This is a genomic window from Oerskovia jenensis, from assembly GCF_016907235.1.
In the GTDB taxonomy this organism is placed as follows: Bacteria; Actinomycetota; Actinomycetes; order Actinomycetales; family Cellulomonadaceae; genus Oerskovia; species Oerskovia jenensis.
Genome location: NZ_JAFBBO010000001.1, coordinates 2,074,372 through 2,086,655, shown reverse-complemented (window position 1 = coordinate 2,086,655; position 12,284 = coordinate 2,074,372). Strand labels below are relative to the sequence as shown.

Annotated in this window: 12 protein-coding genes and 1 tRNA gene; 9 read left to right on the top strand and 4 right to left on the bottom strand. The window is 72.0% G+C overall.

Annotated features, from left to right (window positions below):
• The first annotated feature begins 96 nt into the window (after positions 1 to 96).
• From JOD49_RS09385 to JOD49_RS09370, 4 genes are all read left to right on the top strand, one after another.
• A complete protein-coding gene (locus tag JOD49_RS09385; RefSeq protein WP_205306952.1) occupies positions 97 to 1,386 on the top strand; it encodes an ABC transporter substrate-binding protein in 1,290 nt (429 codons plus the stop codon).
• A gap of 186 nt (positions 1,387 to 1,572) precedes the next feature.
• A complete protein-coding gene (locus tag JOD49_RS09380; protein ID WP_205306951.1) occupies positions 1,573 to 2,478 on the top strand; it encodes a carbohydrate ABC transporter permease in 906 nt (301 codons plus the stop codon).
• Complete coding sequence (locus JOD49_RS09375) at positions 2,475 to 3,389, top strand: carbohydrate ABC transporter permease (RefSeq protein ID WP_205306950.1); 915 nt, start codon at positions 2,475 to 2,477, stop codon at positions 3,387 to 3,389. The genes JOD49_RS09380 and JOD49_RS09375 overlap by 4 nt, the downstream gene beginning before the upstream one ends.
• A gap of 170 nt (positions 3,390 to 3,559) precedes the next feature.
• Positions 3,560 to 4,801 (top strand): AGE family epimerase/isomerase, encoded by a 1,242-nt coding sequence (locus tag JOD49_RS09370; RefSeq protein WP_205306949.1) that lies wholly within the window; start codon positions 3,560 to 3,562, stop codon positions 4,799 to 4,801.
• A 68-nt stretch (positions 4,802 to 4,869) separates the two neighbouring features.
• Here the strand turns inward: JOD49_RS09370 and JOD49_RS20720 are convergent, their stop codons facing one another.
• Genes JOD49_RS20720 through JOD49_RS09355 form a run of 3 tightly spaced genes read right to left on the bottom strand, consistent with a single transcriptional unit; the run spans position 4,870 to position 8,280 of the window.
• Positions 4,870 to 7,020, bottom strand: a complete 2,151-nt coding sequence (locus JOD49_RS20720; RefSeq protein WP_205306948.1) for an ABC transporter permease — start codon at positions 7,018 to 7,020, stop codon at positions 4,870 to 4,872.
• Positions 7,021 to 7,039: 19 nt separating this feature from the next.
• On the bottom strand, positions 7,040 to 7,879 hold the full coding sequence (gene modA, locus JOD49_RS09360; RefSeq protein WP_205306947.1) for a molybdate ABC transporter substrate-binding protein: 840 nt from the start codon (positions 7,877 to 7,879) through the stop codon (positions 7,040 to 7,042).
• Positions 7,876 to 8,280, bottom strand: coding sequence for a TOBE domain-containing protein (locus JOD49_RS09355; protein ID WP_205306946.1), 405 nt, complete (start codon positions 8,278 to 8,280; stop codon positions 7,876 to 7,878). The genes modA and JOD49_RS09355 overlap by 4 nt, the downstream gene beginning before the upstream one ends.
• A gap of 154 nt (positions 8,281 to 8,434) precedes the next feature.
• Here JOD49_RS09355 and JOD49_RS09350 point away from each other — a divergent pair, with 154 nt between their 5' ends.
• Complete coding sequence (locus tag JOD49_RS09350; RefSeq protein ID WP_205306945.1) at positions 8,435 to 8,626, top strand: hypothetical protein; 192 nt, start codon at positions 8,435 to 8,437, stop codon at positions 8,624 to 8,626.
• A 72-nt stretch (positions 8,627 to 8,698) separates the two neighbouring features.
• On the opposite strand, the gene JOD49_RS09345 is transcribed toward JOD49_RS09350, so the two are convergent.
• A tRNA-Gly gene (locus tag JOD49_RS09345) sits at positions 8,699 to 8,772 on the bottom strand.
• A 137-nt stretch (positions 8,773 to 8,909) separates the two neighbouring features.
• Here JOD49_RS09345 and JOD49_RS09340 point away from each other — a divergent pair.
• The 4 genes from JOD49_RS09340 (at position 8,910) to JOD49_RS09325 (ending at position 12,102) form a co-directional block, all read left to right on the top strand.
• Positions 8,910 to 9,521 (top strand): TM2 domain-containing protein, encoded by a 612-nt coding sequence (locus tag JOD49_RS09340; protein WP_239525184.1) that lies wholly within the window; start codon positions 8,910 to 8,912, stop codon positions 9,519 to 9,521.
• Between the two features lie 131 nt (positions 9,522 to 9,652).
• Entirely contained in the window at positions 9,653 to 10,228 is a 576-nt protein-coding gene (gene dcd / locus JOD49_RS09335; protein ID WP_056652708.1) for a dCTP deaminase, read from the top strand.
• A 65-nt stretch (positions 10,229 to 10,293) separates the two neighbouring features.
• Entirely contained in the window at positions 10,294 to 11,385 is a 1,092-nt protein-coding gene (locus JOD49_RS09330) for a hypothetical protein (RefSeq protein WP_205306944.1), read from the top strand.
• Between the two features lie 78 nt (positions 11,386 to 11,463).
• On the top strand, positions 11,464 to 12,102 hold the full coding sequence (locus tag JOD49_RS09325) for a PadR family transcriptional regulator (protein WP_205306943.1): 639 nt from the start codon (positions 11,464 to 11,466) through the stop codon (positions 12,100 to 12,102).
• The last annotated feature ends 182 nt before the right edge of the window (positions 12,103 to 12,284 follow it).

The window sequence follows — 12,284 nt, the reverse complement described above, 5'->3', positions numbered from 1 at the left end:
GGTAACGATTCCGCCCACCTCTTTGACACGGGGAGAGGAGCGGTCTTACGTTCGACCTGTTCCTGACAGCGCTGTCAACGACGAAAGTAGGACCCCATGCGTAACGGATTACGCGTCGCCGGGGCACTGGTGGGCACCGCAGCCCTCCTGGCCCTCGCGGCTTGCAGCGGCGACTCTGGTAGCGATTCCACCTCGGGCGGCTCGGGCGATGCCGCGGGCGGCGACGTCGAGGTCTTCACCTGGTGGGCGGAAGGCTCCGAGAAGGCCGGCCTCGACGCCCTCGTCTCGGTCTTCGACGAGCAGCAGCCCGACTACACGTTCGTGAACGGCGCGGTCGCCGGAGGCGCCGGATCTGCCGCCAAGGACCTGCTCCAGACCCGGCTCCAGGCCAACGACCCGCCCGACACGTTCCAGGCCCACGCGGGCAAGGAGCTCACCGACTACATCGACGCCGCGCAGATCGAGGACATCTCCGACCTGTACGACGAGTTCGGGGTCACGGACGTCTTCCCGCAGGACCTCATCGACCTCCTCACGGTCGACGGCAAGATCTACTCGATGCCCTCCAACATCCACCGCTCGAACATGGTCTGGGCCAACCCCACGGTCCTGACCGAGGCGGGCCTCGACCCCGCCGCAACCTACGCGACCCTCGACGACTGGTTCGTCGCACTCGACGCGGTCCAGGCCACGGGGAAGACCCCGCTCTCGATCGCGCAGACATGGACCCAGGTCAACCTGCTCGAGACGGTCCTCATGGCCGACCTCGGCGCCGAGGCCTACAACGGGCTGTGGGACGGCACGACCGCCTGGGACAGCCCCGAGGTCACGGCCGCTCTCGAGGACTTCGAGAAACTGATCGGTTACACCAACACGGACCGCGACGGACTGGACTGGCCCGAGGCCACCCAGCTCGTCATGGACGGCGAGGCCGCGTTCAACGTCATGGGCGACTGGGCCGTGGCGGCGTTCGAGGAGTCCGACAAGACAGCCGGCACCGACTTCACCTACTTCCCGGTCCCCGGGACGGACGGCATGTTCGGATTCCTCGCCGACTCGTTCACGCTGCCCGTGGGGGCCAAGAACCCCGACGGCGCCAAGGCCTGGATCGAGACGGTCTCGAGCCTCGAGGGCCAGACGGCGTTCAACAAGGCCAAGGGCTCCATCCCGGCCCGCACCGATGCCGACCCTGCTGACTTCTCCGAGTACCAGCAGACCGCCATCACCTCGTTCGCGGACGACACGATCGTGCCGTCGCTCGCCCACGGCGCGGCCGCCTCGATCGCCGTGCTCAACGCCATCTCCGACGCGACGAGCAAGTTCACCTCCGGCGCCTCCGACCTGGCGCAGTACCAGGCCGACCTGGCCGCTGCTGCAGCCGAGTAGGGCGCAGGTGGTGCCCGTCGCGGAGCTGCTCGCGCAGCCCCGCGACGGGTGCCGCCCGGTCACGTCACGAACCCGCGGCGCACCGCCGCACCGTCTCGTTCCCCGCCGCACCGGTCGGCGGGCGTTCCCGCACCCACGTGCGCGGCGTGCGCCCCGGACCGTGCCCGCACCCTTGGAGGATCACCGGTGATCCACTCCGCCCGACGCTGGGGGCCACCCCTGCTCCTCGTCGCCCCGTCCCTGATCCTGGTGGGGGTGTTCGTCTACGGCCTCATCGGGATCAACTTCGCGACCTCGACCACGGACATGCACAAGGCCGCGCAGTCCACCGGCCAGGCGCCCGTGTCCCGCGTCGGCATCCAGAACTACCTCGACCTGCTCGCGAGCCCGGAATTCCAGCACTCCCTCCTGAACCTCCTGATCTACACCGTGGTCTTCCTGGTGGGCACGATGGTCATCGGCTTCGTCTGGGCCTGGCTCCTCGACAAGCCCGTCAAGGGTGAGGGCTTCTTCCGCGCCGTCTACCTCTTCCCCATGGCGGTCTCCTTCATCGCCTCGGGCGTCGTGTGGCGCTGGCTCCTCAACTCGAACCAGGACGAGAAGGCGAGCGGCCTCAACCGGCTCTTCCAGATGATCGGGCTCGACGCGCTCCAGAACAACTGGTGGAACAACGTCACGTTCGGCATCGCGGCCATCGCGATCCCCGCGATCTGGCAGCTCTCGGGCTACGTCATGGCGCTCTTCCTCGCAGGGTTCCGTGGCATCCCGGAGGAGCTGCGCGAGGCGGCCCGCATCGACGGTGCGAGCGAGTGGAAGCTGTACCGCTACGTGCTCTTCCCGCAGCTCACGCCGATCGCGCTGTCCGCGCTCATCATCGTGGGCCACATGTCGCTCAAGGCGTTCGACCTCATCATGTCGATCTCCAAGCCGTCGAACTACCAGACCAAGGTCCCGGCCGTCGACATGTACGTCTTCAAGTCGAGCTTCGACTACGCGAACGCGGCTGCGGTGGGCGCGATCCTGCTCATCATCGTGGCCCTCGTGATCGTGCCCTACCTGATCTCCCTGAACCGCAAGGAGAAGATCCGATGACCACGGTCACCACCCCCGTCGAGGCGACGGCCCCGGGCTCGGGCTCGGGGTCCGGCGCCACCGGCTCGCGTCGTCGCAAGAAGCCGGTCGAGCGCTTCTCCGTCGCCCGGACCCTGCGGTACGTGCTGCTGATCCTGTTCGTGCTCGTCGTGCTCGTGCCCGTCTACGTCCTGTTCGTCACGAGCTTCAAGGGACCGGGCGACGCGGCGCCGACCCGCGCATGGAACCTCCCCCAGGTGTGGACCACGGAGAACTGGCAGGCCGCGTGGACGGCGCTGGCGCCCGCGATCCTGCGCACGCTCCAGATGGTGATCCCGGCCGCGCTCATCTCCGCGTTCCTCGGGTCGCTCAACGGGTTCGTGCTCTCGCGCTGGAGGTTCCGCGGCGCGAACCTCGTGTTCACGCTCATCCTGTTCGGCATGTTCATCCCGTACCAGGCGGTGATCATCCCGCTCAACCAGCTCGTCCTGAGCCTCGACCTGCCGAGCGGCATCCCGACGCTCATCGTGCTGCACGTGATCTACGGCCTGCCGATCACGACGCTGATCTTCCGCAACTACTACCAGACCGTCCCGAACGAGCTCATCGAGGCCGCGCGCGTCGACGGGGCGGGCATGCTGCGCACGTACTGGTCGATCGTCCTGCCGCTGTCGATCCCGAGCTTCGTGGTCGTGCTGATCTGGCAGTTCACGTCCGCGTGGAACGACTTCCTCTTCGCGGTGTTCTTCTCCTCGAGCCAGAACGGCCCGGTCACGCTCGCGCTCAACAACCTCGCGAACGGGGCGCTGCTGCAGAACTACGGCGCGTCGATGGCGGGGGCGCTGTTCGCCTCGCTCCCGACGCTCGTCGTCTACATCCTGCTCGGCAAGTACTTCATGGGTGGGCTCATGTCGGGGTCGGTCAAGGGCTGAGGCGCGCGTCCGGCACCTCGCCGGCGACCCCGTCGCACCACCGCGCGGCGAGCCGCCCGGCGAGCCGCGCGGCTGGGAGCGGTGCGCGGGAGGGGCGCTCCGCCGTCGGGCATTCGACGGGGGAGCGCCCACCCGGGGAGGATTCAGGCACGCACGAGGAACGGGGAGAGATGACGGTCAAGGACGAGTTCGCCCGAGCGGCCGACGACGCCGCGTGGCGCCAGGACGAGCTGCGCAGGCTGCTCACCTTCGCGCAGGCGTCCCTGGGGCCCGACGGCGGGGCGCGCTGGCTCGACGACCACGGGGTCCCCGACCCGCGCGAACCCGTGCACACGTGGATCACGGCCCGCATGGCGCACGTGTACGCGCTCGCGAGCCTGCTCGACGTCCCCGGGACGGGCGCGCTCGCGGACCGCGCTCTCGACGGGCTGCGTACCCGTCTCGCCGACCCCGCGGACGGCGGCTGGTTCGCCTCGCGGGGACCGGGCGACGCGGTCGACGACACCAAGAGCGCCTACGCGCACGCGTTCGTGGTCCTCGCGGCGTCGAGCGCCACGATCGCGGGACGGCCCGGGGCACGCGACCTCCTCGACGACGCGCTGCGCATCCTCGACCAGGAGTTCTGGGAGACCGACCAGGGCATGCTGCGCGACGAGTGGGACCGGGCCTGGACCACGTGCGCGCCCTACCGCGGGGCGAACGCCAACATGCACGGCGTCGAGTCGCTGCTCGCGGCGCACTCGGCCACGGGCGAGCTCCTGTGGCTCGAGCACGCCGCCTCGATCGCGGACCGGGTCGTCGGCTGGGCGGCCGAGCGCGAGTGGCGGGTCGTCGAGCACTTCGACGCCGCGTGGCGACCCGAGCCCGAGCTGAACGTCGACCACCCCACCGACCAGTTCAAGCCCTACGGCTCGACGCCCGGCCACGGGTTCGAGTGGGCGCGCCTGCTGCTGCACCTCGACGCCGCGCAGGCCGCGGTCGGCACGGGCGCACCGGGGGCCCGCCTCGACGCCGCCCGCCACCTGTTCGACCGCGCTGCGACCGACGGCTGGGACCCGGTCGAGGGCGGGTTCGTCTACACCGTCAACTGGTACGGGCGGCCCGTCGAGCGGCGCCGCTTCCACTGGGTCGCTGCCGAGGCGATCGCGGCGGCGGAGGTCTTCGCCCGGGTCACGGGCGAGGAGCGGTACACGCGGCTCGCCGACGACTGGTGGGCGTACGCGAGGGCGCGTCTCGTCGACGTCGAGCGTGGTTCGTGGCACCACGAGCTCGACGTCCACAACCGGCCGTCGGCCGTCGTGTGGGACGGCAAGCCCGACGTCTACCACGCGGCCCAGGCGCTGCTCCTCGCGGACGTGCCGGTCACGGGCAGCCTCGCGGAGTCGGTCCGGGCGCTCGCGTCGCTCCGCTGAGCGCGTCCTTCCGCTGAGTGCGGAGCAGGTGTCGTCCGGATGCCCGTTCGACGACAACCACCCCGCACTCAGCGGGTCGAGTAGACCTGCACCTCGGCGGCCTTGACGGCGAACCACACCCGCTCGCCCGGTGCCAGCCGCAGGTCCGCGACCGACCGCGGCGTCAGGTCCGCGGCGAGGTGCCCGACGGCGTCGCGCACCGCCTGCGGACCTGTCGCCTCTCCCCAGGCCCGGAAGAGCTGCCCGTGCGGCTCGAGCGAGGTGATCGTCACCGCGAAGGCGTTGCGCGGGCTGCCCGACGGCGCCTCACGGTGGACCGCGACCGCGCGCGGCTCGAACATCGCGACCGCCGGGTCGCCCTCGACCAGAGCGCCGCCGTCGGCCACGACCCCTGCGACGACCCGTGTGGTGGCGAGAGCGCTCGGGGTGGTGCCCGACGCCGACCCCGCGACGGCGCTCGCCGCCTCGCCCCCCGCGCCGAGCCGCAGCCCGCCGTCGTCGGTCGCGGTGCCCGAGAGCAGGTTGATCCCCGCCAGCCGCGCCGCGAACCGGGACCGGGGGCGCGACAGGACCTCGCGCGCGGGGCCGTCCTCGACGACCCGGCCGTGCTCCAGGACCACCGCACGGTCGGCGAGCAGCAGGACGTCGAGCAGGTCGTGCGTCACGAGCAGGGTCGTGCGCGGGTGCGCGCGCTGCGCGTCGTGCAGGGCGCGGCGCACCTGCTGCGCGACCCCGACGTCGAGCGACGCGAGGGGCTCGTCGAGCAGCAGGACGCGCGGGTCGGTCGCCAGGGCCCGCGCGATCGAGACCCGCTGGGCCTGGCCGCCGGAGAGCTCGCGGGGTCGGCGCTCGGCGAGGTGCCCGGCGTCGAGGTCGTGGAGGCGCACGCGGGCCTGCGCGCGGGCCTCGCGCCGGGTCGCCCCCCGCGCGCGGAGCCCGAACGCCACGTCGTCCACGGCATCGAGGTGCGCGAGGAGCAGCGGCCGCTGCGTGAGCCAGCCGACCCTGCGCCGTCGTGGGGGGACGGCGGTGCCGCGGGTGGTGTCGGTGAGCACGGTGCCGTCGATCGACACGAGGAGCTCGTCGGGGCTGCCCGACCGGGGTCGGGCGCGGTGGGGGAGGAGGCCGGTGACGGCCTGGAGGAGCGTCGACTTGCCCGCGCCGTTGGCGCCGAGGACCGCGACGACCTGACCGGGCTCGACCGTGACGTCGACGTCGACGCCGCGCTCGGCGACGCGTACCCGGACGCGCAGCGGCGCGCCGGGCTCGCTGGGGATGACGGGCCCGGTCGCCGAGGAGGACGCGCCGACCTGCCGACGGTGACGCGACCCGTCCCCGTCGGTTGGGTCCTCGTCGCCCTCGGCGGAGATCCGGTCACGCTCGGCGGAGATCCGGTCACGCTCGGCCGGGATCCGGTCCCCGTCGGTCGAGGGGCCGCGCCCGAACGGCCCCCCGTGCACGGCTGCCGTGACGACCACGGCCACGACCACGAGCAGCAGGGAGAGCGCGACGGCGGCGTCGGGGTCGGCGCTGCGTTGCAGGTAGATCTCGAGCGGCAGGGTCTGCGTGACGCCCTGGAGCGCCCCGGCGAACGTGATGGTCGCGCCGAACTCCCCGAGGGCGCGCGCGAACGCGAGCACCGCCCCGGACACGAGCCCGGGAAGCACGAGCGGCAGCGTGACACGGCGCAGCACCGTCGTCGGGGTCGCGCCGAGCGTCGCGGCGACCTCCTCGTACCGCGCGTCGTGCGTCCGCAGGGAGCCTTCGAGGCTCAGCACGAGGAACGGCAGGGCGACGAAGGTCTGCGCCATGACCACCGCGGTGGTCGTGAACGCGACCTCGATCCCCAGGACGGACAGGTGCTGACCGATCAGCCCGCGCCGCCCGAACGTGTAGAGGAGCGCGATGCCGCCCACGACGGGGGGGAGGACGAGGGGGAGCAGCACGAGTGCGCGGGCCAGGCGCTGCCCGGGGAACGTGGTCCGTGCGAGGACGAGTGCCATGGGCGCGCCGAGCAGGACGCAGCACACGGTCGCGACGAGCGACGTCCGGACCGAGAGCCACAGGGCGTCGGTCGCGGTGGGGGAGGTGAGCAGGTCCCAGACGCCGCCGAGCCCCCCGGACACGTCGAGGCGCGCGACCATCGCGACGACGGGCACGACGACGAACAGCGCGCCGAGGATCGCGGGGGCCAGGACCCAGCGGGGCAGCCCGCGCATCAGGGGGCCTCGGCGGGCGTCACGGTGCCCCGAAGCCCGCCTTCGCGAGCGCGGCCTGTCCGACGGGGCCGGTCACGAGGTCGAGCCACTCCCGGGCCAGGGTCTCGTCGGCGGCCCCCGAGGTGACGGCGATCGGGTAGGTGTTGACGACGCTCTTCGTCTCGGGGACGTCGACGACCTCGACGTCCCCGCCGGCGAGCGTCGCGTCGGTCACGTAGACGAGTCCGGCGTCGGCCTCGTCGGCCGTGACCTTGGCGAGCACGTCGGTCACGCTCGCCTCCTCGCTCACACGGTGGATCGTGGTCCCGGCGGCGGCCTCGACCTTGGCGGTCGCGGCCCCGCAGGGCACCTCGACCGCGCACACGACGACCTTGAGGTCCTCGCGCGCGAGGTCGGCGAACGACGTGACGCCGCCCGGGTTGTCCGGGGGCACGACGACCGTGAGCGTGTTGGTCGCGAAGACGACGGGGTCGGCCGCGTCGCCGCCCTCGACGACGCGGTCCATGTTCGTGGTGTCGGCCGAGGCGAACACGTCGCCGGGGCTCCCGGCGAGGAGCTGGTCGGCGAGGTCGGCCGACCCGGCGAACGACAGGGCGACGGTCACGCCGTCGTGCTCGGTCTCGAAGTCCTGGGCGAGCTCGGCGAACACGTCGCGCAGCGACGCGGCGGCGAGCACGGTGAGGGTCTGCTCCTCGACGGCCGTCGTGCCCGTCGCGCCTGCCGTGCCTGGCGTGCCCTGACCGCCCGACGGCGCCGCGCACGCCGCGAGGGCGGCCGTCAGCAGGACGGTGGTCGCGACGGCGAGCGCGCGCCGGGCGGGACGCGCGGCGGGACGAGGGGTGGTCGTGGTGCGGGTCACGCGAGCCCTCCGGGCGTCTCGACGATCACGGTGGTGGCCTTGACGACGGCGACGGCGAGGCTCCCTGGTTCGAGGCCGAGCTCGCGGACCGCTTCGGTGCTCATGAGGGACACGACGCGTTGTCCGCCGCACTGCATCTCGACCTGGGACATCACGGTGTCGCTCACGACCTTGGTCACGATGCCGACGAACCGGTTCCGGGCCGACCGGGCGACGCCGGACGGATCGGGCGCTGCCTGCGCCGTGCGCACCGCGAAGGCGGCGAGCCGTGCCCCGTCGACGACCTTGCGGCCGGAGTCGTCGACGCCCGCGTCGAGATCCCCCGCGTCGACCCAGCGGCGCACGGTGTCGTCGCTGACGCCGAGCAGGTCGGCGGCTTCTCGGATCCGATAGTGCGGCATGGATGAGAGCATAGCGCCGCAGATGCGGAATCATCGCGACACGATGTCACGATAAGAGCAGGTTGATGCGGATATGACTGGTTCTGCGGCTGAGGCGTGGCATGCTCCACGAGGGCGCGCAGCGAGCGCGTCGCTGACCGGAGGAGGACGTGTCGTGAGTCGGTACTGGAGCTCGCTGGCCCTGGTCGTGATCGGCGCCGTCTGGGCGCTGGGTGGAGGGGTCGCCGCGCTCGCCGGCAAGGACGGGCCGCAGTCGCCGCTCCTGTTCGTCGTGCTGGGAGGGGTGGCCGTGCTGGTCGGCGTCGGGAGCGCCGTCGTCCGGTCACGTTCGCGCGACGAGGCGTGACGTCGAGGTAGCTGGCCGGGCCGCGGAGACGCGAGAGGCCCCGCACCAGCAGGTGCGGGGCCTCTCGACGTGTGGAGCGGATGACGGGAATCGAACCCGCGCTATCAGCTTGGGAAGCTGAAGTTCTACCATTGAACTACATCCGCGTGACGTGGAACCCTGCAGCTCGCAGGCCGTCTCCGGCCGGTGCGAGCCGGTGAGGAACCGGCGTGCGTCCACGATCATACCCACGTCGGGCCAGGATGCCAGCATCTTGTGCCCGAGCACTGCCTGAGGAGGCGCCTTGTCCGAGAACCCGTACCAGCAGCAGCCCACCGATCCTGCGGCTGGAGCGGACCCGTACGGCCAGTACGGTGGCGTGCCGCAGCAGCCCGCCGCGCCGGCCTACGGCGACAAGGGCACACCGTACGGTGCGCCCTCCTACGGCGCGGACCCCTACGCCCAGCAGCAGCCCGCCTACGGCGCCCCGCAGCAGCAGGGCTACGGCACGGACCCCCACGCCCAGCAGCCCGCCTACGGCGAGGCGCCGACGCCGGCCTACGGTGCGCCGGGCGACCCGTACACGCAGCAGGCGGGGTACGGCTACGGTGCCCCGCAGCAGCAGGGGTACCAGCAGCCGTACGGCGCCCAGCACCCGGGCTACTACGAGGACCCGAACGCGAAGTCACGGCTCGCGGCCGGTCTGCTCGGCATCTTCCTGGGCGCGTTCGGCATCCACCGCTTCTACCTCGGGTACACCGGCATCGGCGTGACGATGCTGCTGATCTCGGTCCTCTCGCTGGGCATGCTGAGCTGGGCCGTCGCGATCTGGGGCCTCGTCGAGGGCATCCTCTACCTGACGTCCAAGGGCGGTCAGTACTCGGTCGACTCGACGGGCCGCCCGCTGCGCAGCTGACGCCGCCCCGGCACCGGTCCCGAGGACGGTGAGGCGACCGCACTGCGTCGCCCGACCGACCTCGGGTCCGGCACCGACCGGTCACCGGGACTCCGCGTCGGCGTCACGGATGCGCGGAGTACGGTTGCCCCGTGCTCCTCTCCGACCGCGACATCACTGCCGAGATCGACGCCCAGCGGGTCCGCCTGGACCCCTACGACCCTGCGATGCTCCAGCCGTCGAGCATCGACGTGCGGCTCGACAAGTTCTTCCGGTTGTTCGACAACCACAAGTACCCGTTCATCGACCCCTCGACGGACCAGCCGGACCTGACGCGTCTGGTCGAGGTCGAGCCGGGCGAGCCGTTCATCCTGCACCCGGGCGAGTTCGTCCTGGGAGCGACCTACGAACAGGTCTCCCTGCCCGACGACGTCGCAGCCCGGCTCGAGGGCAAGTCCAGCCTGGGCCGCCTCGGGCTCCTCACGCACTCGACGGCCGGGTTCATCGACCCGGGGTTCAGCGGTCACGTCACGCTCGAGCTGAGCAATGTCGCGACGCTCCCGATCACGCTGTGGCCGGGCATGAAGATCGGCCAGCTCTGCTTCTTCCGGCTCTCCTCGGCCTCGGAGCACCCGTACGGCTCGTCGATCTATGGTTCTCGGTACCAGGGCCAGCGCGGGCCGACGGCCTCGCGTTCCTGGCAGAACTTCCACCGCACCGACGTGTGATCCCGAGCCGGCTCGACCGAGCCCGCCTGATCGGACGTCGTCACCGTAGAGAGGCCGACCCCACCGTGTCGCAACCGACCAGCCCGACCCTCCAGCCGTTCCCCGCGTCCTCGGCGCAGGGTCACCAGGCGCGTCACCTGCTCGCGCTGCCGGGGGATGTCGAGGTCGACGAGGTCGAGACCCTCGCCGTGTCCAGGTTCGCGGGTGCGCGGTGGGACGTGGCGCCGTCGGGCACGGATCCCCTGACCCCGGCGCCCCGCACGGCCAAGCCGGGCGAGCCGGGAGTCCTGCGCACCTCGCGGCACACCACGATGACCGGGCCGTACTCGCCCTGGTCGGCGGACGGGGTCAACCCCGGCCTACCGCCCGGCACCGAGCAGGTGTTCGACGTCGTGTGCCCGCGCGACCGCGGCGACGCCCCGATCCCCGGTGGTGGCGACCGGGACGGCGTCGGGCGGGCCTTCCCCGCAGGGCTGCCGACGCGTGAGGAGGAGCGCGTCATCGCGTGGCTCGTCGAGGTCGCGCGACGCCTCGGCGGCTCGATCAGGGTCGATGCCGCCGACCCGGCGGCCCCGGCCGTGGTCCTGACCCCCGACCCGGGCGTCGCGGTCGACATGTCGGTCTTCTCGGACGTGTGGCTCGACCCGCAGGCAGCGGTGGCCGTCGTGGGGGCCGTGCACCCCCGCGTGGTGCTCGCGACCGAGGGGAGCCCGTACCAGGGTCCGCCGAAGGGCATCGGGGAGATGGCGCTGCACCGGGGCGAGAGGTTCGACCCCGAGCTCCGGCGTGCGTTGCACGCGCAGGCGGACGACATCGACATCGCGGCCCTGACGAGCGGCAAGATCCTCGACGGGTACGGGCTCCTGATCGACATGGGTGTCGACGGTCTCGTGGCCGTCGAGGTCGGTGGCGAGGAGCAGCTGCCGCTGCTGCTGCGCAACCTGCCCTGGGCGTCGCAGGGCGCGGTCGCGTACCGGGTGCGCTGGGAGCCGCGGGACCTCGTCGAGTCGCAGATGGAGTCGCCGTCGTTCGAGCTGAAGATCGCGCGCAAGCGGGCGGCCGAGCTCGTCGCGACCGTGACGCGCGCGCTCTACGCGGCCGTGGGCGGCGAGATCGCCGACGAGGCCGACTTCCTGGTGGACCCGCAGGACGTCTGAGGTCTGGTTGCGCTCTCATCGGCGCCCCGCATAGTCTCGACCGTCCGGTAGGAATCGGGTGAACAGGGCGAGGTGGGCATGTCGGAGGGCGCAGTGCGCAACAGCGCGGCCACGGCCCGACGTCGCGGGAACCCGTTGGCGCTCGCGGTCCTCGCGCAGCTCGGCGACAAGCCCATGCACCCGTACGAGATCGCGCGCGTGCTCAAGGACGGCCGCAAGGACGAGTCGGTCCGGTTGAACTACGGCTCGCTCTACTCGGTCATCACCGCGCTGGTGCGGGACGGCTTCATCGAGCCCGCGGGCACCGAGCAGGACGGGAACCGTCCCCAGCGCACGGTGTACCGGCTCACGGCGGCCGGGCGCGAGGAGATCGACGACTGGATGCGCAGCCTGCTCGGCGCCCCGGTCAAGGAGTTCCCGCAGTTCATGGCGGCGCTGAGCTTCATGCAGGTCCTCGCGCCCGACGACGCCGCCGCGCTCCTGCGCTCGCGCCTCGTGGCCCTGCGGGTCGCGGTGCGCCGGCTCGAGGACGACCTGGAGCAGCGCGTCGAGGAGCTCCCGACCCTGTTCACGGTCGAGACCGAGTACGAGCTCGCCCTGCTCCTCGCCGAGCTCCGGTACACCGAGGTCCTGGTCCGTCGCCTGCGCGACGGCACGTTGCGCGGCCTCGACGGCTGGAGCGACGGGGCGCTCGACGAGCCGATCCCTCCGCTGTAGACGAGGCCAGGGCGGCTCGGGCCGGCCGGTGGCCGAACCGTGGCTCGCCGGTGCATTCCCGCTGAACCTGTGACATCTCCCACCGGCCCACGGGGCGTCGAGTGGTCTTGCGGGTCTCGTTGAACGGTAAAATACTTACCGGACCCGGTGTGTCTCGGGGCCGTCCTCCACCTGCGCGCCGT